21 protein-coding genes and 1 tRNA gene are annotated in these 23,426 nt (G+C 71.0%); 9 read left to right on the plus strand and 13 right to left on the minus strand.

The window, feature by feature from the left end; translation table 11 throughout:
- From ACIRO3_RS30850 to ACIRO3_RS30860, 3 genes are all read right to left on the minus strand, one after another.
- Positions 1–335: biotin carboxylase N-terminal domain-containing protein (locus ACIRO3_RS30850; RefSeq protein WP_366148815.1), on the minus strand; the 335-nt coding region annotated here is incomplete at its 3' end.
- Positions 336–579: 244 nt separating this feature from the next.
- The gene (locus ACIRO3_RS30855; RefSeq protein WP_404142410.1) at positions 580–1,515 is read right to left on the minus strand and encodes an NAD-dependent epimerase/dehydratase family protein; all 936 of its coding nucleotides are present in this window, start codon (positions 1,513–1,515) and stop codon (positions 580–582) included.
- Between the two features lie 34 nt (positions 1,516–1,549).
- Positions 1,550–2,650, minus strand: a complete 1,101-nt coding sequence (locus tag ACIRO3_RS30860) for a ScbA/BarX family gamma-butyrolactone biosynthesis protein (protein ID WP_404142265.1) — start codon at positions 2,648–2,650, stop codon at positions 1,550–1,552.
- Positions 2,651–3,196: 546 nt separating this feature from the next.
- Between ACIRO3_RS30860 and ACIRO3_RS30865 the strand changes: the two genes are divergently transcribed.
- Together ACIRO3_RS30865 and ACIRO3_RS30870 are read left to right on the plus strand one after the other, a co-directional pair.
- Positions 3,197–3,979, plus strand: coding sequence for a response regulator transcription factor (locus ACIRO3_RS30865; RefSeq protein WP_361784774.1), 783 nt, complete (start codon positions 3,197–3,199; stop codon positions 3,977–3,979).
- Positions 3,980–4,131: 152 nt separating this feature from the next.
- Complete coding sequence (locus ACIRO3_RS30870; RefSeq protein ID WP_361784777.1) at positions 4,132–4,782, plus strand: ScbR family autoregulator-binding transcription factor; 651 nt, start codon at positions 4,132–4,134, stop codon at positions 4,780–4,782.
- On the opposite strand, the gene ACIRO3_RS30875 is transcribed toward ACIRO3_RS30870, so the two are convergent.
- Positions 4,773–5,486: a TetR family transcriptional regulator gene (locus ACIRO3_RS30875; protein ID WP_404142269.1), complete on the minus strand. Its 714-nt coding sequence runs from the start codon at positions 5,484–5,486 to the stop codon at positions 4,773–4,775. The genes ACIRO3_RS30870 and ACIRO3_RS30875 overlap by 10 nt on opposite strands.
- A gap of 286 nt (positions 5,487–5,772) precedes the next feature.
- On the opposite strand from ACIRO3_RS30875, the gene ACIRO3_RS30880 reads away from it, so the two are divergent.
- On the plus strand, positions 5,773–6,927 hold the full coding sequence (locus ACIRO3_RS30880; RefSeq protein WP_404142272.1) for a sensor histidine kinase: 1,155 nt from the start codon (positions 5,773–5,775) through the stop codon (positions 6,925–6,927).
- 251 nt (positions 6,928–7,178) lie between these two features.
- On the opposite strand, the gene ACIRO3_RS30885 is transcribed toward ACIRO3_RS30880, so the two are convergent.
- The 3 genes from ACIRO3_RS30885 to ACIRO3_RS30895 are packed head-to-tail and all read right to left on the minus strand — an operon-like array spanning position 7,179 to position 9,390.
- Complete coding sequence (locus tag ACIRO3_RS30885; RefSeq protein WP_361784786.1) at positions 7,179–7,856, minus strand: SGNH/GDSL hydrolase family protein; 678 nt, start codon at positions 7,854–7,856, stop codon at positions 7,179–7,181.
- Between the two features lie 38 nt (positions 7,857–7,894).
- Positions 7,895–8,650, minus strand: a complete 756-nt coding sequence (locus ACIRO3_RS30890) for a MerR family transcriptional regulator (protein WP_404142413.1) — start codon at positions 8,648–8,650, stop codon at positions 7,895–7,897.
- Entirely contained in the window at positions 8,647–9,390 is a 744-nt protein-coding gene (locus ACIRO3_RS30895) for a BTAD domain-containing putative transcriptional regulator (RefSeq protein ID WP_366001629.1), read from the minus strand. The genes ACIRO3_RS30890 and ACIRO3_RS30895 overlap by 4 nt, the downstream gene beginning before the upstream one ends.
- 352 nt (positions 9,391–9,742) lie before the next feature.
- On the opposite strand from ACIRO3_RS30895, the gene ACIRO3_RS30900 reads away from it, so the two are divergent.
- Positions 9,743–10,420: a TetR/AcrR family transcriptional regulator gene (locus ACIRO3_RS30900; RefSeq protein WP_404142275.1), complete on the plus strand. Its 678-nt coding sequence runs from the start codon at positions 9,743–9,745 to the stop codon at positions 10,418–10,420.
- Between the two features lie 109 nt (positions 10,421–10,529).
- Here the strand turns inward: ACIRO3_RS30900 and ACIRO3_RS30905 are convergent, their stop codons facing one another.
- A complete protein-coding gene (locus tag ACIRO3_RS30905; RefSeq protein WP_404142277.1) occupies positions 10,530–11,984 on the minus strand; it encodes an MFS transporter in 1,455 nt (484 codons plus the stop codon).
- Between the two features lie 136 nt (positions 11,985–12,120).
- Positions 12,121–13,656 carry a flavin-containing monooxygenase gene (locus ACIRO3_RS30910; RefSeq protein ID WP_404142280.1) on the minus strand — a complete coding sequence of 512 codons (1,536 nt, stop codon included), beginning with the start codon at positions 13,654–13,656 and terminating at the stop codon, positions 12,121–12,123.
- 171 nt (positions 13,657–13,827) lie between these two features.
- On the opposite strand from ACIRO3_RS30910, the gene ACIRO3_RS30915 reads away from it, so the two are divergent.
- Genes ACIRO3_RS30915 through ACIRO3_RS30925 form a run of 3 tightly spaced genes read left to right on the plus strand, consistent with a single transcriptional unit; the run spans position 13,828 to position 17,182 of the window.
- Positions 13,828–15,375, plus strand: coding sequence for a flavin-containing monooxygenase (locus ACIRO3_RS30915; RefSeq protein WP_404142283.1), 1,548 nt, complete (start codon positions 13,828–13,830; stop codon positions 15,373–15,375).
- Positions 15,372–16,235, plus strand: a complete 864-nt coding sequence (locus ACIRO3_RS30920) for an SDR family oxidoreductase (protein WP_366001624.1) — start codon at positions 15,372–15,374, stop codon at positions 16,233–16,235. The genes ACIRO3_RS30915 and ACIRO3_RS30920 overlap by 4 nt, the downstream gene beginning before the upstream one ends.
- Positions 16,232–17,182 carry an alpha/beta hydrolase fold domain-containing protein gene (locus ACIRO3_RS30925; RefSeq protein ID WP_404142285.1) on the plus strand — a complete coding sequence of 317 codons (951 nt, stop codon included), beginning with the start codon at positions 16,232–16,234 and terminating at the stop codon, positions 17,180–17,182. The genes ACIRO3_RS30920 and ACIRO3_RS30925 overlap by 4 nt, the downstream gene beginning before the upstream one ends.
- A 59-nt stretch (positions 17,183–17,241) precedes the next feature.
- Here the strand turns inward: ACIRO3_RS30925 and ACIRO3_RS30930 are convergent, their stop codons facing one another.
- The 4 genes from ACIRO3_RS30930 to ACIRO3_RS30945 form a co-directional block, all read right to left on the minus strand.
- Positions 17,242–18,735 carry a hypothetical protein gene (locus tag ACIRO3_RS30930; RefSeq protein WP_404142288.1) on the minus strand — a complete coding sequence of 498 codons (1,494 nt, stop codon included), beginning with the start codon at positions 18,733–18,735 and terminating at the stop codon, positions 17,242–17,244.
- Between the two features lie 56 nt (positions 18,736–18,791).
- Positions 18,792–19,283, minus strand: a complete 492-nt coding sequence (locus ACIRO3_RS30935; protein WP_361784813.1) for an SRPBCC family protein — start codon at positions 19,281–19,283, stop codon at positions 18,792–18,794.
- Positions 19,284–19,316: 33 nt separating this feature from the next.
- A tRNA-Phe gene (locus ACIRO3_RS30940) sits at positions 19,317–19,401 on the minus strand.
- Between the two features lie 12 nt (positions 19,402–19,413).
- On the minus strand, positions 19,414–20,424 hold the full coding sequence (locus ACIRO3_RS30945) for a DUF2156 domain-containing protein (protein ID WP_366001331.1): 1,011 nt from the start codon (positions 20,422–20,424) through the stop codon (positions 19,414–19,416).
- 253 nt (positions 20,425–20,677) lie between these two features.
- Here ACIRO3_RS30945 and ACIRO3_RS30950 point away from each other — a divergent pair, with 253 nt between their 5' ends.
- On the plus strand, positions 20,678–22,246 hold the full coding sequence (locus ACIRO3_RS30950) for an aldehyde dehydrogenase (protein ID WP_361784819.1): 1,569 nt from the start codon (positions 20,678–20,680) through the stop codon (positions 22,244–22,246).
- A complete protein-coding gene (locus ACIRO3_RS30955) occupies positions 22,233–23,369 on the plus strand; it encodes an acyl-CoA dehydrogenase family protein (protein WP_361784822.1) in 1,137 nt (378 codons plus the stop codon). Before ACIRO3_RS30950 ends, ACIRO3_RS30955 begins: the two co-directional genes overlap by 14 nt.
- Positions 23,370–23,426 lie beyond the last annotated feature (57 nt).

Consider the following 23,426-nt stretch of genomic DNA (forward strand, 5'->3'; position numbering starts at 1 on the left):
AGGTCGCGGATGGCCTGCGGCGGCGGACCGATCCACGTCAGGCCCGCGTCCAGGACGGCCTGGGCGAACTCGGCGTTCTCCGACAGGAACCCGTACCCGGGGTGGATGGCGTCCGCGCCGGAGTCCGCCGCCGCCCGCAGGACCTTCGCGATGTCGAGGTAACTGGCGGCCGGGGTGTCACCGCCCAACGCGAAAGCCTCGTCCGCCGCACGCACGTGCAGAGCGTCCCGGTCCGGATCCGCGTAAACAGCCACACTCCCGATACCCGCATCCCGGCAAGCCCGAGCAACGCGGACAGCGATTTCACCACGGTTGGCGATGAGCACCTTGCGCACGATGGACGTCTCCTGACTCATTCGGAGTCACCAGACTGTGCGGTGTTCGGCCATTTGTTCAATGAGCCCGTTTACAGGACTCCGTCAGAATCGCCAAGACGGCTACATCCGTCATACGCCCGTGTCGGAATTTGGGAAAGAAACGGCCAGGTGTCCGTCAAACCGGTCGGACGGGGACGCGGACGCGTCCACCATGTGCGGGTGCGGCAGCACCGCGCCGCCGCACCCGCGAGGTGATATCCGGTCAGGCCGCCCGGACCAGTTCCCGGTACCACTCCCCCGTCGCGGGGAATTCCTCCTCGAATCCCGGGCCGGGTGTCATGCCGAGGTCGGTCCACAAGGGTGCGCTGTCGAACCAGTGGCCGGTGGCCAGCATGTCGATCGCCTTCGTCGCGTACGCGTCCCCCGCCAGGAGGGCGCGCGCCTCGTCGACCGTCGCGCCGCCCCCCGCGGAAGGCAGCCCGGCGCAGCGGGCCACCGCGGCCAACAGCGCCCCCGCGGTGACGGGGCGGGGGTGGGCGGCGTGGTAGACGGACGCGGTCAGGCTCGTGGCAGGCGCGCGTGCGACTCCCACCAGCAGGGTGGCCAGTTCGGCCGCGGAGACCATCGACATGCGCGCGGTCCAGTCCGGTACGCCTGCGGGCAGCGCGCTCAGGAGCCGGACCAGGCCCGGCACGATCCAGCGGTCCCCCCTGCCGTACACGAGGTGGGGGCGCAGGACGATCCCGCCGGCGTCCAGGACCGTGTCCTCGGCCGCCGCCCGGGTTCGGGAGGTGGGCGAGGACGGGCGGCGGGTGAGCCGCTCCGGGCGGGCACGGTGGTAGGTGCCCCGCCCGTAGACGGAGGCGGTGCCGAGGTACACGATGCGGGACACGCCCGCACGCCGGGCCTCGGCGACCAGGGCGGCGGTGCCCCGGGCGTTGACGGCCTCGTTGTCCTCGGCCGTCCCTCCGATGCGGGAGGCGCAGTGCACCAGTACGTCGATTCCCTCGCACACTCCCCGCAGCGAGCGCGGTTCGGCGAGGTCGGCCCGTACGACACGGACGGGACCGGCGATTGGGAGGGCGGAGGCGGACGGAGCGGGCGGGCGGTGGTGGGTCATCACCGTCAGTGCCGCGCCATGACGGCCGGCTTCACGTGTGACATGGCTTCCGACGAAACCGGCCGCACCAGTGATCATGATCGTGAGCACGCGGACTCCCGTCAGGATGGGATCAACCGTTGCGGGGACTGAGCACCAGGTCGGCGGCGAAGACGGTCTGGTCGTCCTGGAAACCGCAGACCTGTACGAGGATGTGGCCGGCGGCGTCGACGAGGCCGGGGTGGGCCACGATGCGGCAGGGCCTGTCGAGTTCGGCGTAGCGGGCGAAAGTGCTGTCGAGGCTGATGACGAGGGCGTCGGGCAGGCCGGTGGAGGCGTGCGCGGCCTGTCGGGCGGCCTCCAGGAGCACCATCCCCGGGACGTGGTCGACCGGGTGGTCGAAGAAGATCGGGTGCGTGCTGTCGACGCGCAACTCCCACTGGTGGTGGTCCCGCTCGGCCGTGGGGTCCTCGGTGAGGACCACGTGCGTGGGGGCTGTACGACCGACCAGGGCCGGGTCGATCGGGCGACCCGGGACGCGGTCCGTGGTGGTGGGGCGGTCCCCTCGCAGTCTTCGGTGCACGGCCGGGCTGGTGCAACTGAACGCCGCGCCCGCGGTGGCCAGCGGCACGCCGTCGACCAGGGCGGTGACGTCGTACCGCATCCCGGAGAGGACCCTGCCGCGACGGACCACGTCGTGGCACACGGTGCGCAGTTCCACCTCGGCGGGAGCGGGGCCGGCCACGAGGAGGTCCTTGGTGGTGGCGAAGGACATGTCCCACATCAGGAACTGGTGACCGAAGGGGACCTCGAACTCGGCGTGCGAGAGCAGGGCGCCGATCTGGCGTACGGACTCGATCAGCAGCATCGGGTCCTGGTAGCCACCGGTCTGGGAGAACAGCGAGTGTCCTCGGGGCCATTGGGACCGGACGACGAAGGCGTCGGGTCCGTCGGAACAACCGCCGGGGCCGGGCCGGGCACCCGGGTGGAGGGCGGACGGGTCAGCGGTGGCCGGCTCCCATCCGGTGAGCAGGACTTCGGAGACGGCGGCGCGGTGGACGTACTCACGCGGGACGGTCGTGGTGAGGCCGGGCTGCGTGGTGGGCCCGGGCTGCGTGGTGGTGGTGCGAGGTTGGGGAACCGCAGGGCGAGGCTGCGGAACCGCGGTGCGAGGCTGCGGAACTAAGGCGCCGTTCCGACGGGGCTCGCGGGTCGTGGACGCAAGAGACGGCATGCGTAGCACTCCTGATCTGATGCTGGGCAGGGGTCGGCGAGCCAAACACCAGCAGCCACCCCCCGTGGCTGACGCTCTGTTGCGGCCTCAAGATACAGACAGGTCGGTTCGGTAGGTCAAGTAAAGGCTTGGTCTGCAAATCGCCCAGAACCCGTGCAGTGCACACCTTCCTCACCCCCTCGCCCCCCAGACTCTCGCAGAGCATTCCGGACGGAGGTGGATACGTCCTGACGTGCGCGTTTCGGCCACCCGACGACCAGCCACCCCGTCGGGAACCCGACCCCTCCGACCTCGTTAAACATACAAAGCTGCCCGATTTCCGTGGGGTTACGAAAAGCCGGCACAGCGACTCCTGTCCGCACCGAACACCCGGCCGACCTGCTGGAATCGATCAAACCCCCGTCACCTTAGGGTTGGTGACGGTTCGTCAGAACCGATACCAGCACGTGCGAGGTGCGTTGACAATCAGACAAGTCTGTTTGGTATCTTCGACAAACGCGAGCATTCAGCAGGCCGTGATGCGACGCCGTGCCTCAGGAGGAACAGATGAACCGGCAGGCCTTAGAGCTACTCGAACCCCGCACAGAGCGGCATCACCCCTTGATCCACCAGCCGCACCGCCCCACACCCGCTCCGCAGGCCGCCCCGGCCACCGCCGAGCGCGCCCCGCTGCGCCTCCTGGTCGTCGAGAACGAGCCGCGAGCCGCCGACGCGCTCGTCCAGGGCCTGCTCAGGCAGGGATACCTGGCCGAGAGCGTGGCCACCGGCGGGGAGGCCCTGCAATCGCACCCGCGGGTCGACCTGGTCCTGCTCGACCTCGACCTGCCGGACCTGGACGGCCTGGAGGTCTGCCGGGGCATCAGGGCCGTCAGCGACACCCCGATCATCGCCGTCACCGCCCGCGGCAGCGAGCTGGACCGGGTGCTGGGGCTCCAGGCCGGCTCCGACGACTACATGGTCAAGCCGTACGGATTCCGCGAACTCCTGGCCCGCATCGAGGCGGTGATGCGCCGGGCCCGGCCCCGCCAGACGGCCGCCCGCGCCATCGACCACGGGCCCCTGCACATCGACGCGACGACCCGCGAGACCACGCTGCACGGGCGCCCGGTGGACCTCACCCTCAAGGAGTTCGACCTGCTGCACGCCCTGGCCTCCCAGCCCGGCGCCGTGCTCTCCCGGCGCCAGTTGATGACCCAGGTGTGGGAAGACGCCTGGTCGCACCGGGGCCGCACCATCGACACGCACGTCAGCAGCCTTCGCGGCAAGCTCGGTTCGAGCAACTGGATCATCACGGTCCGCGGAGTCGGCTTCCGCCTCGGGCACCCTTGACACGTCCGTACGACCCCGGCCGGGGCTCCCGAGGGGCGCCTCGCCCGGGAGCGCCGTTCCGGTTCGCCGGCGCCCGTTGCTCCCGCCCCGCCCGTCTGGCAATAGGATGCAGACAAGTCGGTTCGATATCCAGGCGAGTGCGAGGGTCCGGGATGGGACAGCAAGAACGCGGAACGCGGTCGCGGCGCTCGATTCTCGAGGCTGCGGCGCGGGTCTTCGACGTACGCGGATTCGACGCCGCGAGCACCAACGAGATCCTGGCGAGCACCGGGCTGACCAGAGGGGCGCTCTATCACCACTTCCCCTCGAAGGAGGCCATCGCCGTCGCCCTGATGGCCGCGCACAGCGAGGCCCTGGTGGTGCCGGAACAGCCGGTGAAACTGCAGGCCATCATCGATCTGACGCTGGAGTTCGCCTGCCGGCTGCAGCGAGACCCGGTGCTGCGCGCCAGCGTGCGGCTGGCGGTGGAGCAGACCTCCTTCCCCCGCCCCGCGATCACCCCCTACGAACAGTCGAGCGCGGCCATCCTCGGTCTGCTCGAACAGGCCCGGGCGCAGGGCGAGACGCTGCCGGGACTGAACCTGCCGGAGGCGACGGACATCATCGTCGGGACGTTCACCGGCATGCAGGTGATGTCGCAGGTGTACACCGACCGACGCGACCTGATCGAACGCGTCAGCACGCTGTGGCGGTTCCTGCTGCCCGGCATCGCCGGCGCGGGCATGATCGGGCTGCTCCGGGTCACGCCGCCGCCGACCGCCGGATCCGAGGCGCAGAGCCCCCGGATCCCCGCTCAGCCCTGATCCGTCCCGCCCGGGCCATCGGTGCCGTCCGTGCCCGAGGTGCCGTCCCTGTCGGCGGTGTCGTGCGCACGGGCGGAAGCGGAACCGGACGCGGCCGGCTCCGCGGCGTCGGCCGGCTCCGCCCCGGCGGCCTCCTCGAACAGGGGCAGCACCATGGCCCAGATCCGTCGGGCCGTCCGGGGGTCCCACCACCGGACGTCGGTGTGACCCAGCGACTCCAGGCCCGCGGTCACCACGACGGCGAGGTCGGCCAGGTCCTCCGGACGCGCGTCGGACGATCCGCGCCGACCGGTCGCGGCGCCGTGACGGGCCCCCTCGACGACCCGGGCGTGCACCCGGTCCAGGAGTTCGTCACGCAGCCACGGCGGCTCCTCGGAGCCTTCGGCGCTCAGTCGCATGCCCGCGCGCACCAACCGGTCCTCGCCCATCGCGGCGCCGAGGGTCGCGCTGAACCGGGCCGGTGCGCCGGCCCCGGAACCCTCGAAGCTCTCCTCCGCCAGGGCGGTCGTCCGTGCGTGCGCCTGCGCGTACACCTCGGCGACCAACTCCGCGGTGGAGGAGAAGTGGTGGTACAGCGCACCCCGGCTCACCCCGGCGATGCGACAGATGTTCACCAGGCCGGCGTCGGCGAGCCGGCCGTTCGCGATGAGCTCCGTCGCCGCCCGGACGAGGGCCTGGCGAGTCAGCTCTGACCGCTTCTGCATCGCGCTGTGCCTGCCTCTTCCTCGACATGACCATTCAAAGAGGGGCAGAGCGCACGGACCGGCGTCACCACCCAAGCGGAACAATACAACCCTGCCTGTTTCTACTGACACCCCCTAGGTGAATCATCCCCCGCACTCCACCAAGATTCCGTCAGTTTTGGAGCACAGAAGCCGACTTGACGGATTTCCCCGTCTCGATTTGCATCCGGTGAGGTATTGACAATCAGACAGGTCTGTTTGTTATGTTCGGGCCGTCGTCAGCGGCCCCGAACGTCGAGGAGTTCCGATGCACAGCTCGACCGCCACCCTCGCGGGAAGCGGCTTCAGCGAGGCCCTGAACGAAGGACTGCTGCGCGCCGCCCCGCGTCTGTACCGGCCGCGCACCGCGCCGGTGGTCACGGGCTCGCGCCGCGACCCGGCCACGCCCGACTCACCGTCCCCGGCGGGGACCACCACCGCCCCGGTACTGGCGACGTGGGAGACCGCGGCCGTCCTGGAGCGGTTCGCGGTCCGGCTGCCGTCCGTACTGACCCCCGCCGAGGCGGACCTGCCCGAACTGCGCGCCACGTTGGTGTCGTTCGCCCGGACCGTCCTTTCGCGCGCCGGCGATCCGGACCTGCCGGAGAGCGCCGAGGAGGCCGTCCCGCCCGCGGTCGCCGGGCACCGGCTCGTCGGCGCCGCCTCGTTGCTCTTCGAGTGCGCCCTGCTGCACGTCATGGAGCACGGAGCGGCCCACAACGGCACCGGACTGCTGCGCGCGGTGGCCGTCGTACGGAGTCTCGGCGAGGCCATGTCCGGTGCGGGCGCGGACTTCTGGCAGGGCGACGGCGGCTGGAGCGACAGCCGCCGGCTGGCCCGGCAGTTGCACGACGAGTTGGGCGGCGCGCTCGCCGCGGCCCGCAGGAGCCTCACCCTGGCAGGGCGCGAGCCGGAGGCCGTCGCGTCCCATCTGGCCGCCGCCGGCAGGGCGTTGGACGAGGCCGGGCAGGAGAACCGGGCTCTGGTCGACGGACTGCGCAGGCGTTCGCGACTGCCCTCGCTCCGCGAGGCCCTCGACTCCTTCCTCGCGGCCGCCCGGCCCGCCGCGAGCGTGAGCGTGCGGGTGACGGGCGACGAGACGCTGCTCCCCGAACGGTTCCGACAGGAGCTGTTCCTGGTCCTGCGCGAGGCGCTGCGCAACGCTTTCGCGCACGCCGCCGCCGAGCGCGTAGAGGTGGGCGTGCGCACGACGCGCCGCTGGCTGTACGCGAAGGTGGAGGACTTCGGTCCCGGTGCGGTCCCGGAAGCGCAGGCGCAGGCGCAGGCCGCGCCCGGTCCGGCGTACGGGCTGTGCTCGATGACCGAGCGCGTGGAGGGACTCGGTGGTCGACTGCGGATCTCCGCCGGTGAACACGGCGGCACGCTCGTGGAGATCCACCTGCCGCTGGCCCCGCGCGTGTAGGCCCTGTCGTCGTGCGGTGACCGGGAACCCTCCCTCGCGGCACTCCCCCGGGACCCGCCCGTGTCTCCGGGCGGAACCCGGGAGGGCGCGCGGACACGGCCGCGGGGGTCGGCCGGTCCGCGCGCCGGCCGCCGACCGGCTCGGATCTCCGGTCAGGTCGATGCGCCCGTCTCGGGGGCAGGCCGCGGGAGGGCGCCGCGACGAGCATCCGGCGCCGCGCCCCGCGAGGAATCCCTCGAACGCGCCGTCCCTCAGGCGCGCGTGCTCCGACTGAGGACGTGGCTCAGGCCCTTGACCATCTCCGTCGCCATGACCGCCTGTCCCGAGGTCGAGAAGTGGATGCGGTCCTCGCTCAGCAGGTCGTCCCGGTCGTTGACGGGGTGGTGCCACATGTCGACGACGACTGCCTCGTACTCGGCGGCCAGGCCGCGGGTGATGTCGTTGATCCTGGCGACCCGCTCGCTCCAGTCCGGGAAGACGGGAATCACGTACGCCCTGCCCAGCGTGAACGTCGTCAACTGGGCGCCGGTTTCCGACGCCGCCTCGTACATGCGGCGCAGCTTGCGCTCGATCTCGGCGAAGTCCGGCGTGCGCCGTACGAGGTCGTTCGCCCCGCACGGCAGGTGCAGCAGGTCCGGCTCGAACTCCAGCGCGTGGTCGATCTGCTTTTCGAGGGTCTGCGCCGTCGTCGCTCCGTCCTCGGCCGTGTTCAGGTACGCCAGATCCGGTCGCACCCGACGCAGGACGTCGGCGAGCCGGTCGGACCAGCCCTTGTCCACGTAGCCGGGGCTGGCGTCGCCGGTGCCCGCCGACAGGCTGTCCCCGATCACCGCGAACCGGTGCCACGGGGCGTCGAAGAGCAGCGCCGCGGCGTCCAGCGGCTGCAGGCAGAAGGGGTCGGACTCCTCAGTGAGGCGCGTCGAAGTCATGAGAAAAGAATACGGACGATCGTATGTAGAAGCAAGAGTCAAGCGTCAGGCCCCCGGTCGGCGCCCTCCCCGCCCTCCCGGCCGTCCGCGCGGAACCGGCGGTCCAGGGCCATGGAGAACTCGGCCTCGACCACGCGCTCGGCCAGCGGACGCAGTCGCTCCGCGTCCGCGTCCGCGACGTGGGCCAGCACGGTCGTCGCGAAGACGTCGGCCAGCGCCTCCGCGTGCCGGCGGACCCGGGTCGCGGCCTCCAGGACCGCCGCCAGCGGCACGCCCTCGCGCACCAGCGAGGCCGAGACGTCGAGCAGCCGGCGGCTGACGTGCACGAGGGCGTCGCCGTCGGTGCGGAGGTAGCCGAGGTCGAGGGCGGCGGCGAGGTTCGCGGGCGTGACCTGCCCCTCGAAGTGGTCGGCCAGCTCCTCCGGAGCGAGCCGGACCGGGTCCTCCTCGGCCGGCCGGTCCAGCCCCAGGAGTTCGCCGACGCCCCGCCCCGACTCGAACGCCTCGGTCAGGTCCACGATGGTGCTCAGGGTGTGGCCCCGCTCCAGGAGCGCGATCACGGTGCGCAGGCGGGCCAGGTGGTGGTCGTCGTACCAGGCGATCCGCCCCTCGCGGCGGGGCGGCGGGAGCAGCCCCCGCTCGCGGTAGAAGCGCAGGGTGCGGACCGTGATCCCGGCCTTTCCGGCCAGTTCCTGCGCGCGGTACTCGGCGGGGGCGGTCGCCCGGCCGGCGGCGACGGCCGGGCGGTCACCGTCGCGTCGGCCGCTTCGCGCCCGGGACGCGTGATCCGTTATGACGGCGCGCCGATCATGATGCGTTCCCGGTGGCGCTGCCGTCCGCCCGAGATCGGCGTGAAGCGGGTGGCGGGATCGGAGGTGGCCCGCAGCTCGATGCCGGGCCTGATGCCCAGTTCCCGACTGAGCACGGTCTCCGCGTTGTTGTAGGCCTCGGTCGCCTCGGCGTGCCGTCCCATCCGCTGGAGCGCGATGATGTGCCGCGCGCGCATCGACTCGTTCAGCGGGTCCTCGGAGATGAACTTCCTGGCGTTCAGCACCACCTTCTGGTTGTGGTCGAGGGACAGCCACGCGTCGATGAGCGTTTCCCGTGCCGCCGCGCGCCAGCGGTGGAGTTCGTCCGCCGCCGTGGCGACCAGTGGCCCTTCGAGGGCGTCGATGAGGGCGTCTCCCTGCCACAGCGAGAGGGCGTCCTCCAGGATGGTCGCCACCACGGAGGGGGTGCCCGGCGCGAGGTTGAGCGCGCGCTCCACCAGCCGTACGAACCGGTGGGCGTCCACCGCGTCCCGGTCGATGTTGAGCCGGTAGCCGGAATTGACCGTCTCCAGCAGGTCGGCGTTGCCGCCGTGCCGTTGCAGCCAGCGGCGCAGCCGGGCGACATGGGCGTGCACCGCGTTGATCGCGTCACCGGCCGTCCGGATCAGGTCCAATTCCTCGATCAGTTCGTCACGGCGGACCTCGCTCTCGGCACGGAGCGCGAGAACGGCGAGAATACTTCTCAACTTCGCGCCACTCAGCATGATTTCAGTGTTCTTGAGCTCGATCCGCTGCGGCCCCAGAATATGTATTCCAGCGACGGTCACTGTTCTTCTCCCCCTGTTGTAAGAGATCAGAGACACACGCGGACACCGTCGAGGCCGCCCGAATGCTTGACGCTTTTTGTCCGGAATCGCCAAAAAGACGACCGAGGGAGATCCTATTGGTGCTCAAGTTGCATATGCAGCCGCACGTTCGAGCAGGGGCCTACTCGGCGTGCGCCCCCTCGTTCGAGTAGGGGCCCTACTCGTCCCACGCCGGCCGGCCCGGCCGCTTCGGCCGGCGCACGACGCCCGAATCGGCACATCGGCCGGCAAATGCTGTACGATCGACCGTATGGGTAGTGCTACAGAGCCGGTCACCTCGTCTTCGAGTGGCCCCGGGTCGTCTGCGCTCCTGCCCCAGGAGCAGACCGAGGTCACGGACAAGCGCCTCCTACGGGGCGCCCGTACACGCAAGATCGTGCTCCGCCAGGCTGTGGACGTCGCCTCGCTGGAGGGTCTCGGCAGTGTCAGTTTCGGCCGTCTCGCGCTCGACACGGGGCTGAGCAAAGCGGGCATCCAGACCCTGTTCAAGACAAAGGAAATCCTGCAGCTCTCGGCCGTCGAGTTCGCGCGCGGGCTTTTCATCGACGCCGTCATCCGGCCGGCCAAGTCGGCGCCCCACGGTGTCGCCCGACTGCGCGCCCTGCTCGACCATTGGATCGTCTACGCCGAGACGCCGCTTTTCGCCGGCGGTTGCTTCCGGGCCGCGAACCTCGCGGAGTTCGACAGCCGCCCCGGCCCGGTCCGCGACGCGCTCTTCCACGATCAGCGGGAATGGCGCGAAGTCATCGCGGTCGAATTGCGCCACGCCGTGGAGGCGGGGGAGATCGCGGAACTCGACGTCGAACTCGCCGTCTTCCAGATCGACGCCCTGCTCTGTGCCGCGAACACCGCCTTCCAGACCGGTGACGCGGAAGCGGTGGGCAAGGCCCGCCGCATCATCGAGGGTCTGCTCGTCCCTCCGCGCTGACCCTTCGTTCCGCCCGGGGCACGCGCCTCCCGCACCACACACGCCGATGCGGCGGACCGTCCGGTCCGCCGCATCGGCGTCGTCGCGTTCCCCTCCGACGGACGAGATGTCAGCCGCCGGCCTGCGCCTTCTTGTTCGGCAGCAGGAAGACCAGGACGGCCGCCAGGACCGCGATGGCGAACGTGGTCAGGGAGGACATGGCGAACGCGTGCCCCGCGGCCTCCGTCCGTCCGTCGGTCTCGGGGCGGAACGAGTTGAAGAAGATCGCCCCGATCACGGCGACGCCCAACGCGCCACCGATCTGCTGGGCGGTCGACAGGACGCCCGACGCCATGCCCACGGTCTCCGGCGCGATCCTGCTCAGGACCGTGTTCAGCAGCGGCGTGATCAGCAGTCCGCCGCCGACGCTCTGCAGCATCAGAGTGGGGATGATCAGCCCCGGGGTCAGCCTCGGCCCGGAGAGCAGGACGATCGCGGTCGTCAGGTAGCCGGAGGCGAGCACGACCGCGCCGATCTCCAGGACCCGCCGGCCGTACTTCGGCACGAGCCGACCCGCGATCTTGCTGAAGACGAAGAAGGTCACCGCGGCCGGGGTGTACACCAGGCCGGCGCCGAGCGCGGACATGCCGAGCCCTTCCTGCATGGCGATGGACAGCGCGAGGTAGTAGGAGGTCAGCAGCGCGTACACGGCCAGCACCAGGACGATCCCGAGCGAGAACGAGCGCTGCGCGAACAGGCTCAGCCTCATCAGCGGATCGCCGCCGCGCTTGTCGACCGCGCGTTCCAGCATGACGAACAGACCGAACGCCACGACACTGGCGACGAAGCAGGCCCAGGTCCACCACGGCCAGCCCGCCTCACGCCCCTGGATGAGCGGGAACGTGAGCAGCAGCAGGGCGGCGCTCAGGGCGAGCACGCCGGGGATGTCCAGCTTGCGGTTGCCCGCCGCGCGGGATTCCGGTACGTACTTCACGGCGCAGAGGATCGTGACGATGCCGATCGGCACGTTGACCCAGAACACCGAGCGCCAGCCGGTCCCGAACAGGTCGGCGCCGATCAGCAGACCGCCGACGAGCTGCCCGCTCATGGTCGCCAGACCGATCACGATGCCCAGGGTGCCGAAGACCCGGTGCCGTGCCTTCTCGGCGACGACGAGCGTGATGACCGCGAAGACCTGGGGCACCATCAGGGCCGCGCCCAGGCCCTGGAGGATGCGCGCCCCGATGAGCGTGCCGGGGTCCTGCGCCATGGCGCAGGCCAGCGACGCGAGGGTGAAGACCGCGGTGCCGGTGATGAAGACCCGCTTGCGTCCGTACAGGTCGGCGAGCCGGCCGCCGGTGATCATCAGTACGGCGTAGCTGAGCTGGTAGCCCGCGAGGATCCACTGCAACTGGCCCACGGAGGCGCCCAGGTCGGCCTGGATCGCCGGTCCCGCCACCACGACGATGAACGAGTCGAGGATCGCCATGAACATGCCGACCATGACGACGGACACGGCGGGCCACGGCACCGCGGGAACGGCCTCCGGCTCCGCCGCGACGGCTTCTACTTCGGCATTCGTCACGAATGCATCCCCTTCTCGTCTTTCCACTCCGCGCCGGACACGACGGCCCGGCGGGAGGCGGTCGGAACCGCCCGGGCCGATACCCGTGAGATGAGTGTACGCACGACCGTATGCTTACTTCAATCCGTACGCGGAATCACTCCGCGTCGGTGGGGCTCGGCACCGAGGAGAGCCGGCGGCCGGCGGGGCGGCGCGTCAGCGAGAACGCCCGCGGGTCCGGCCGGCGGGTCGCGCGCCAGTACGAGGTGCCGGTCCCGGGCCAGGACTGCCGGTTGAGTCCCGTGTGGTCCAGGAACCAGCTGTGGCAGCCGCCCGTGTTCCACACGGAACCGGCGAGCTTGCCGTGCAGCCGGGCGTTGAACGCGCGCTGGACGTCCGCGCGCACCTCCATCCGGGTGGCCCGGCGCGCCCTCATCAGGCGCAGGCACTCGACGACGTAGTGGAGCTGGGCCTCGATGACGAACAGGATCGACTGGGCGCCGCCGCCCGAGTTGGGGCCCATCAGCATGAACATGTTCGGGAACCCCGACACCGTCGTGCCCAGGTGCGCGGTCATGCCGTCCCGCCACGCCTCCTGGATGGTGACGCCGTCGCGGCCGACGATGTGCTCCGTGGCGCAGCGGTTGTCCGTGGCGAACCCCGTGCCCAGGATCACCACGTCGGCCTCGTGCAGCTCTCCGTCCGCCGACCTGATCCCCGTCTCGGTGAACTCCGCTATCGGCGAGGTCACCAGGTCCACGTCGGGGCGCTGGAGGGCCGGGTAGTAGTCGTTCGTGAGCAGGATGCGCTTGCATCCGATGGTGTAGTCGGGCGTCAGCTTCGCGCGCAGTTCCGGGTCCGGCACCTGCTTCCTGAGCATGCGCAGCGACGCCGCCTCCAGCACCTTGAGGAACTTCGGGTTCAAGAACGCGAGCACCGGGACCTCGTGCGTCCAGTAGGCCGTGAGCCGGTACAACTGCTGCACGAACGGCAGCGACTTGAACAGCCTGTGCTCCAGGGCCTTCAACGGCCGGTCGGCCTTCGGCAGCACCCAGTGCGCGCTGCGCTGGAAGACGTCGACGTGCGCGGCGGTGCCGGCGATCTCCGGGATGAACTGCGCCGCGCTCGACCCGGTGCCCACGACCGCGACGCGCTTGCCCGACAGGTCGACGGAGTGGTCCCACTGCGCCGAGTGGAACAGCTTTCCCTTGAACCGGCCCATGCCCGGCAGGTCCGGGATGTTGGGCTGGTGCAGCGATCCGTGGGCCAGGACGACGACGCGCGGCCGGTACTCCCGGCCCGACCGGGTCCGTACGGACCACCGGTCGCTCGTCTCGTCGAACTCGTAGGAGACCGCCTCGGTGTTGAACCTGATGTGCGATTCCAGGGCGTGGTCTTTGACGACGCGCTTGATGTAGTCGAGGATCTCCGGCTGCGAGGCGTACATCCGGCTCCACGCGCGGTTGGGGGCGAAGGAGTACGAGTACATGACGCTCGCGACGTCGCAGGCACAGCCCGGGTAGGTGTTCTCCCGCCACGTGCCGCCCACGTCGTCGGCCTTCTCCAGCACGACGAAGTCCGAGTGGCCGGCCGCGAGCAGTTTCATCGCCATGCCGAGGCCGGCGAACCCGGTTCCCACGATCAGCACGTCCGGCGTTTCGACTGCCTCTGATGTCGCCGGTGTGGAAGCCATCAGGCGTCTCCTTACCTGCTCGATTGCCAAGAGCGGACGATTCATCCTCCGGAACGGCTCTGACACCGTTCTGCCCTGTGACCGGGGGCGGTTCAGAGGCCCGTCAGAGGCGATCTGGGACCATCCGGGTCCATCGTTCGGGACGGGTGTGACGGGAGATCTGATCCCCCCTTGAGTCCTACAAACCAGAACAAGACGACAGACGCCGCGCCCACGGCGTCCGGGCGGGCCGGTCCCCCGGTCGAACCGGGCCGGCGCACGCAGGTCCTCGTGATCGGCGGGGGGCTCGCGGGGCTCGCCGCCGCGATCCGTTTCCGTCGCGAGGGGTGGCACGACTTCCTGGTCCTCGAACGGGGCGACGAGGTCGGCGGCACGTGGCGTGACAACACCTACCCCGGTGCGGCGTGCGACGTGCCGTCGCACCTCTACTCGTACTCCTTCGCCCTGAACCCCGGCTGGAGCCGGTCGTTCTCCACCCAGCCGGAGATCCAGGCGTACATCACCCGGGTGTCGAGGCGGTACCGCGTCCGGGACCGGCACGTCTTCGGGTGCGAGGTGCTGAGCGCGCGCTGGGTGGAGGACTTTGCCCGGTGGGAGGTCGAAACCTCCCGGGGACTGTTCGTCGCGGACGTCCTGGTGGGCGCCTTCGGGGCGCTGTGCGAGCCGTCGCTGCCGGACATACCGGGGATCGAGACCTTCGCCGGGAAGATCTTCCACTCGGCGCGGTGGGACCACGACAGCGACCTGGAGGGCCTGAAGGTCGCGGTCGTCGGAACGGGCGCGTCGGCCGTCCAGATCGTGCCGGCCATCGCCCCCCGGGTCGCCGCACTCCAGGTGTACCAGCGCACCGCCCCGTGGGTGCTGCCCCGACTGGACCGCCCCTACTCCGCGCTCGAACGCCTCGCGTGCCGGTACGTGCCCTTCTACCAGCGGCTCGTGCGCGGCGGGATCTACTGGGCGCACGAGGCGCAGGCCGTCGCCCTGGCGAAGCGGCCCGCGCTGATGCGGCCCGTCGGGGCGTTCGCCCGGGCCAAGTTGCGGCGCGAGGTGCCCGATGCGGCCCTGCGGCGCCGGCTCACGCCCGACTACCGCGCCGGGTGCAAGCGCATCCTGCTGTCCAACACGTACTACCCCACCTTCGGGCAGGACCACGTCACGCTCGTCACCGACGGCATCGCGGAGGTCCGGGAGAAGTCCGTGGTCACCGCGGACGGGACGGTCCGCGAGGTGGACGCCCTGGTCCTGGCCACCGGGTTCCGGGTGACCGACTCCCCCACCTACCGCAGGATCCTCGGCAAGGACGGCCGAAGCCTCGGCGAGGTCTTCGACACCGTGGGCCGGCAGTGCTACAAGGGCACGGCGATCGCGAACTTCCCCAACATGTTCCTGCTGGTCGGCCCCAACACCGGACTCGGCCACAACTCGATGATCTTCATGATCGAGTCCCAGGTGAACTACCTGGTCGACGCCCTCGCGACCATGCGACGACGGCGCGTCCGCTCGCTGGAGGTGCGCGCCGACGCGCAGGAGGACTTCTCCCGGATGCTGCGCCGGCGACTGTCGCGGACCGTCTGGAACGTCGGCGGCTGCGCCAGTTGGTACCTGGACAAGCACGGCGACAACACCACGATGTGGCCCGGCTTCTCGTACGAATTCCGGCGGATCACGCGGAAGTTCGACATCGACGCCTACCACGTCACGACCCGAGGACCACAATGACCAGGAAAGCGGAAGCCGCGGGCTTCGCAGGGAAAGTCGTCGTCATCACCGGTGCGGGATCGGGGATCGGTCGCGCGCTCGCGCTGCGCCTCGCCGACCTCGGCGCCGATCTCGCGCTCTGCGACGTCGACGTCGACGGCGCCGAGGCCACCGCGGTGCGGTGCGAGGCCAAGGGCGTCAGGGTCAAGGTCGACCGGCTCGACGTGACCGAACGGGAGGCCGTCCTGGCGTACGCGGGCGAGGTCCGCGCGCACTTCGGCCACGTCAACCAGGTGTACAACAACGCGGGCGTCGCCTTCTACGGCGAGGTGGCGCGGGAGTCGTTCAAGGACATCGAGCGCGTTCTGGACGTGAACTTCTGGGGCGTGGTGAACATGACCAAGGCCTTCCTGCCCCACCTGATCGAGTCCGGCGACGGCCACGTGGTCAACGTCTCCAGCCTCTTCGGGCTGATCACCTATCCGGGACAGAGCGCTTACAACGCCTCCAAGTTCGCGGTGCGCGGGTTCACCGAGTGCCTGCGCCAGGAGATGCTGCTGGCCCGGCATCCGGTCCGGGTGACCTGCGTGCACCCCGGCGGCATCAAGACCGCCGTCGCCCGCAACGCCACGGCCGCGGCGGGCCTGGACGCGGCCGGCATCGCGCGCGCCTTCGACCGGCGGCTGGCGCTGCACAGCCCGGAGATGGCCGCCGACACCATCGTCGAGGGTGTCGCGCGGGGACGGGCGCGCGTCCTGGTGGGCGCGGAGGCCAAGGCCCTCGACCTGCTGGGCCGGGTCAGCCCGGTGGGCTCCCAGCGGTTCGGCACCTGGATGTCCCGCCTCCTGCGGATCGCCCCGCGCCCCGGGACCACGTCGTGAAGCCCCTACCGACCCTGCCGCTGCCGCTCGCGCGGGTACTGCTGCACCCCGGGTTCCGGCTCGCCTTCCACCACCGCCTGCCGTTCCCGGCGCAGCGCGCGCTGCTGAACGGCCTCGCCCGCCTGCAACCGCTGCCGCCGGGCACTTCCGTACGGGCCCTGCGCCTCGGCGGGCGGCCGGCCGAACGGATCACCGTCGGGCCGACGTCCGGGGCCGGAGCCGTGCTCTACCTGCACGGCGGCGGACACACGGTGGGCTCGCCCGCCACGCACCGCTCGCTCGCCGCCCACCTGGCCCGCGAGATCCGTCGGCCCGTCTACCTGCCGGACTACCGCCTCGCCCCCGAACACCCCTGCCCGGCGTCGACGCGGGACGCGCTCGCCGCGTTCGAGGCGCTGACGACCGTGGAGGGCCACGCCCCCGACACGGTCGTCCTGGCCGGTGACTCGGCGGGCGGCGCCATCGCCCTGGCGACGGCGCAACTGCTCGCCGCCGACCGGGAGCGCCTGCCCTCCGCGCTCGTCCTGGTCTCCCCCTGGACGAACCCCAACCTGGTGGCCGACCGGAGCCGCGATCTGGTGATCAACCGCCGGTGGGCGCTGTCCTGCGCCGCCGCCTACCTGGGCGCCGGCGACCCCGCCGACGCCCGCTACGCCCCGCTGCTCGGTCCGATGGCGGGGCTGCCGCCGACCTACCTCCACACCAACACCCGCGAGCTGCTGTACTCCCAGTGCCTCGACCTCGCCGTGGCCCTGCGGCGGGCGGGCGTCCCGCTGCGCTACGCGGAGAGCGCCGTCCTGTGGCACGCGGCCCAGGCACAGGCGGGGCTGGTCGCGGAGGCGGCCGCGTCGCTGCGCGACATCGGCGACTTCCTGACGGCGAACTGGTCGCGCGGCCGGGCGGAGGCCGCCGCGGCCGCCGGCCGCGACGGGGCGCGCTCCTCTTGAACGCGGGTGGGCCCCGCGCATCGGCCGGTTACCGGCCGTTGCGCGGGGCCCACCCGCGTTCAGGGTCCCGTCGGGGCCAGGCCGAGCTTCTCGGCCCACAGCACGGCGAGTTGCGCGGCCATGCCCGCGGCCGCGTCGCCGCGAAAGCGCCGGCGGGCGGGCGGCGCGGGCGCCGGTTCCGGGAGCGCCGGAACCCCGTCGAGCAGGACGCCACCGCGCGGGGTACACCAGCCGAACGCGGCGGTGTCCACCCACCGGCGGACGCCGGCGGCGCCGCGGATCTCCAGTTGCAGCCGGCCCCGCAGGCCGACCGGCAGCCGTGTGCCGTCGGTGTCGTCGACGATCCGGGCTCCGGTCGGGGCGCCGCCCGGGACGTCCGGCAGGGCCCCCGGCAGTACGGCGAGGGCGGCCGGCGCACGCACGACCCGCGCGGGCGGCGCGAAGGGGATCGAGCCGACCGCGACCGACGGGTCGGCGACGGCCGCGGCGAGCAGGTCACCGTAGTGACGGGCGAGCAGCCGCACCGTGGCCTCGTCGAACAGTTCCTCGGCGTAGCGCAGGACGAGGTCCGTCGCGCTCACGTCGAGGGACACGTCGCACGGGGTCGGCCTCGGGCCGCCGGGCGCGAGCAGCGGGGTGACCTCGGTGACGCCGACGCCCGGCAAGGTCAGCGGCACGGATTCGCCGACCACCCGGAAGGAGAACCGGGGCGCGAGCGCGGGCGCGCCGTCCCGGTCGAGGCCCGCCTGCTCGGCCTCGCGCACGACCAGCGCCTCGAAGGGCTCGTCGGGACGGTACGCGCGGCGCAGCAGGGCGACCGGGTCTGCCTGGCGGCCCGCGCGTTCGGACGGCGTCGGATCGACGGCGCCGGGGTGCGCCACGAGGACGGTGACCTCCCGCGTCCCCGACCAGCGGGCGAGTAGCACCTCCAGGCCGGCGAGCAGGACGACGAACCGGGGCACCCGGCACCGGTACGCCAGGGCCTCGACTCCCGCGAGCACCGCCGGGTCCCACCGGTGGCGCACCACGGCGGCGGTGAAACGATCCGCCGCGGGTTGCGGGAGGGGCGGTACGGCCGGACTCCCGCGGCGCCGGCCCGCGCGGCCGCGCAGGCGCGCCGGCGGGGACGGGGGCGGGGGCGGCGCCTGCGCCTCACGCGCGTACAGCGCGCCCAGTTCGCGGCGGAACACGCCTTCGGCCCGACCGTCCCACGGGCCGCGGCCGGCGCGGACGACGAGGACGTGGTCCCGCGTGCCGAGCCGGAACAGTTCGACGCGCGGTCGCGACGGGGCCGGCGCGGCGGCCGCCGCGCGGGCGGCCGGCAGGTCGCGGAGCGCGGACAGGTCCGGTACGTCCGTAATGGTCAGGGGCGCGGGCGCCTCCTGCCCCGCGCGGGGGGTGAGCGCGCCGAGGGCCCGCTCCAGCGCGTCGACGTCCAGCGCGTGGTCGAGCCGCCAGGCCCGGGCGAGTACGTCGGGCCCGTGGCGCGGTACCGGCCGCGCCGCCGGGCGGCCGGATGTCCGGTCATCGGAGACCGGTGCGGCTTCGACCACGTGACGTTCCCTTCCCTGCTGCCCGGCGCCGGGGCGGGGCCGCGCGGCCGTCGCCACTACTTCGGGAGGTCGGCGGCTCCGCGTCCGGTGTCGGCGCGCACCACCTCGTAGTACTCGGCGACCCGCTTGGAGATGTTCGCCGCGGTGTTGCGGGCGGCGGTGGCCACGAACGGCTCCAGCGTCTTCTCGATCGCCCTGCCGGCGATTCCGCCGGGCAGCCTGAACTCGATGCGGAACTCCACCGTGCTGCGGGTCGCGTCGACTGCGGCGAAATCGAAGGTCGTGGACGAGTCCATGCCGGAGACCGACGTGTAGGCGATGCGGACGTCCTTCTCCCATTCGACCGTCTCGATGGTCGATTTCAGGGTGGACGGGCCGATCTTCGATATGGCCTCGTAGATCGAACCGGGGCCGTGGTCGAGTGCGCCGACCGGTTTGTAACTCGTCATCCCGTGCCAGTATTCGGTCACGTTCCGGTAGTCGTCCAGATAGGCGAAGGTGACGTCGAGAGGGGCGTCGCAGGTCGCGACGAAACGGACTTCGGTCACAGCGGGATCCGTTCTGTGCTCGATGGGGCGGGGCGGAAGGAGCAGGATTCGAACCTGCGTGGGCGTGAGCCCGACCGGGTTTCCCCGGACCTCGTTCGGCCGCTTCGAGTACCCTTCCAGGGTCGTTCTCTCACAGGATGTTCGTCGCCCGTACCACGCTCCACAGGGAACGCGGAGATATTCCTCCGTCGAAGGCGAAGTATTCGGGCAGCACCGCGTTCGGGTACCACTTCGACTTGTATTCGAGTTGGCTCTTGGCCGGATAGACGCGGTCGCCGTGTTCGGCGATCAGACGGATCATCCGGGTGGCGGCGCGGCTCGCGGTCGGCAGCCGGTGGATTTCGTCCAGGCCGGTGAACGGGGTGAAGCCGAAGTGCAGCCAGGGCGCCCCCAGGGCCCGTACGTGGTCGATGGCGTGGGAGTTGATCGCCTCCATGACACCCGGCGGGCAGTCCGGCAGCCGCCGGCTCAGGTCGTGCAGCCAGCCGGGGCGTGATCCGTACACGGGGGCATAGGAGACGTAGCCGATCGCGGCGCCTTCGATCCTTCCGACGAACAGCTTCCGCAGGGGCTGCCACGGGCCGCCGATCTCGCCGATCAGGAAGGTCAGTTCCTTGGTGTGCTTGCCCTTCTCCCGCAGCCACCTCGCGTCGATGTCCGCGATCTCGCCGGCGACGGCGTCGGCCCCGGCGTCGACCACGGAGACCTCCAACCCCGCGCGCTGGGCGCGGGAGATCTTGTTCCGCAGTCGTACGAAGCGCTTGCCGCGCAGGCTGAAATCCGCGAGTTCCACGGCGTAGGACGCCCCGACCTGATTCACGGTCAGTCCCAGTTCCGCCAGGAGTTCGGCGTCCTCGCGCTGGAGTTGCACACCGACGACCCGGCGGCCGTTTCGATGCGCGTGTTCGAGGAACCGGGACTGCAATTCCCTTCTGCCCGGTTTCCCGGTGAACGGCCCCCCGAATTGGATCCACCGCCGGCCGTGCGGCCGGTAGCAGATGAATCCCTCGATGCCGGTGAAGGCGAAGTACTCGTTGCCGCGGTTGAGGGCGAGGAACGCGCTCGGATTGTCCGCGTACCGTTCGAGAGCGGACACCATCGAGGCGGAGTCCTGCGGTTGGAGCGAATCGGGCACCTTCATGCGCTGTCCCCACGATCGGCGATGCGTTGGAACAGACGTTAGCGACCCCCTCTGACGCCCGTCCGACGTCACCGCCCACGGGACGTCAGGGGCGTTTCAGAGCCGCCGTCGATACTGCGGTGACGCACCACTGACGCAGGCGGCCCACCGCCACCGAGTTGTCATCGGAATCCAGATTGCAGAGGTCACTTTGACAGCGAACGTCGAATCCCGACCCATACCTTCACTGAGCAGTTACGTACGCGGAAAGGACGTGGAGAGCGGCCAGTGGGTGTACGTGCTCTCCACGCGCGCCGTGCTGGACGATTCGTTCGCGAGCCTGAGCCTGAAGCGAAAACTCGAGTCGGGCAGGATCTCGCCCGACGAGGTACCGGAGGGCGTGATCGCCGGCCGGGTGGCGGTCGCCGACAAGGAGACGTCCCTGGACGCGCTGGCCGCCGCGGCCGAGGCGACCCGGATCTGGCGCTCGGTACCGCTCACGACGCGGTTCGACGGCTGGATGGAGCTGCTGCGCGCCACCATCGACGAACACGGCGACGAGCTCGTGCGGCTGCTGACCCTGGAGGGTCATCCCCTGGAGCTCGCCAAGTGGGAGATCTCCGGGATGCGCGAGCTGACCCGCAAGGAGACGACGCAGTACCTGCGCGGGCAGCTGTGGCAGGAGTTCGCCGTGGACGGGCGTCGCAACATCGTGCGGCGGCAGGCCGACGGCGTCGTGTGCATCACGCCGCCCGCCAACGCCCCGCTGGTCAGCGCGCTCCTGGGCACCATGTGCATTCCCGGGGGCAACGCGGCCGTCGTGCGCGCCCCGCGCACCGCGCCGTTCGGCGTGACCTACGCGCTGCGCCACCTGATCGCGCCGATCCTGGACGAGATCGGCGCCCCGCCGGGGCTCCTCAACATCGTGTGCGGGCATCCCGGGCCGATGCTGGACGCCTGGATCAACAGCCCGCACGTGGACGACATCATGTACTTCGGTGACGTCCCCAGCGGCCTCAAGCTGGAGGGCCGGTGCATCGAGGCCGGCAAGAAGCCGATCCTCGAACTGGCCGGCAACGACGTGGTCCTGGTCTGGAAGGACGCGGACCTCGACCGGGCCGCCGACGCGCTCGTCGAGAGCTTCTACGGCTCCGGCCAGCTCTGCATGATCCCCAACCAGGCGGTCGTCCACCCGGACGTGGCGGACGACCTGATCGCCCGCGTCGTGGAGCGGGCGAAGGCCCTGCGCCCGGGTTACCCGGACGAGGAGGGCGTGCTGCTCTCCCCCGTTCTTCGGCACGACAAGTTCAACCAGTTCCTGGCCGATGCCGTCGAGCACGGCGCGACCGTCGTCACCGGCGGCCACGGCATGCAGATCGACGGGACCCGGGACAGTTCCGGATTCTTCCTCGAACCGACGGTGCTCCGGGTCGACGGGCTGCGCGGGGCGCGCGAGGCGGACGTGGTCAAACACGAGACGTTCTTCCCGTTGCTTCCGATCGTCGTCCCCGAACCCGCCGACGACGACACCCTGTTCGACAGCTTCGTCGAGTTCGTGAACACGAACCTGTACGGGCTGCGGAACTCGCTGTGGGCGCGGGACGGGTCGGTGATCGACCGGTTCGTGTCCGAGACGGTCAAGGGCGGACTGCTCAAGGTCAACGACTCGCACATCGCCTTCACCGCGCCGCTGCCCTCGCACGGCGGCACCGGGCTGACGGGCGGGGCCTTCGGTGAGGCCAACTACCCCGTGTTGCGGACCACGCACCTGCAAGGGGTGTCCATCGTCGCGAACGACTGCGCGCGACCGTCCGAGGAGGAGGAGCGCGATGCGCACGCTTGACGAGGCCCGCGAGGTCTGTGAGAAGTACCTGCCGGGTCTCCTGGGCAAGCTGTCGGAGATCCCCCTCGCCGAGTTGGAGAAGCCCGGCAACCGCGCCCTGGAGCTGTTCCGGGCGAGCGGTGGTCCGGCCCTGGTCATTCCGAAGAGCTACTCGGGATCGGGCGCCACCCCGCTGGAGGCGATCCAGGTCACCCGCGCGATCGGGGCGGCCGCGCCGTCCCTGGCCGTGGCCTCGACGATGCACCACTTCTCGGTGGCGACCATCTTCACGCTCGCCGAGAGCCTGCGCTCCAGCGGTGTCGAGTGGGCGCTGCTGGAGGGCATCGCCTCGCAGAACTTGTTGGTGTCCTCGGGGTTCGCCGAGGGGAACCCCGGACAGGGGATCCTGTCGCCCACCGTCGGCGGTGTGCGCAAGGACGGCGGCATCGTCGTCAACGGGTCGAAGCGTCCTTGCAGCATCTCGCGCTCGATGGACCTGCTGTCGGCGAGTGTCTCGGTGCCCGCGGAGGGCGGCGGATCCGAGACGGTGCTGATGCTCGTGCCGGCGGACACGCCCGGTGTGTCCGTCCACCCGTTCTGGGGCAGCAACGTGCTGGCCGGCGCGGAGAGCGACGAGGTCCGGCTGACCGACGTCTTCGTCGACGACCGGCTGCTCGTGCCCACCGACATCGGTGACCAGGGCGAGCTCGACGAGTTGCAGACCGTCGGGTTCATGTGGTTCGAGATGCTGATCACCTCCTGCTACCTGGGCATGGCCAGCGCCCTGGTGGAGCGGGCCTTCGCGAGCGGGAAGCTGAGCGCGGAGCAGGTGACGGACCTGGGCGTGCGCGTCGAGAGCGCGGCGCAACTGCTGGAGGGCATCGCCCGGCAGTTGATCGCGAAGGAGGGCGACAACGCCGCCCTCACCAAGGCCATGATCGCCCGGTACGGCGCCCAGGAGGCGATCGTCGACACCGCGAAGCGGGCGGTCGAGGTCCTGGGCGGCATGGCGTTCATCTCGTCGCCCGACGTGGCGTACCTCGCCGCGGCCTGCCACTGCGTGAGCTTCCATCCGCCCTCCAAGGCCGGCACCAGCCGGGCGCTGGCCGCGAACTTCGCCGGCGACGTACTCAGGTTCGAGTGAGGTACCAGATGCCCGACAGAACAGGCACGGACAACACACCGGTCGCGAACGGCGCAC

Source organism: Streptomyces sp. NPDC102278 (assembly GCF_044766345.1).
Taxonomy (GTDB): Bacteria; Actinomycetota; Actinomycetes; order Streptomycetales; family Streptomycetaceae; genus Streptomyces.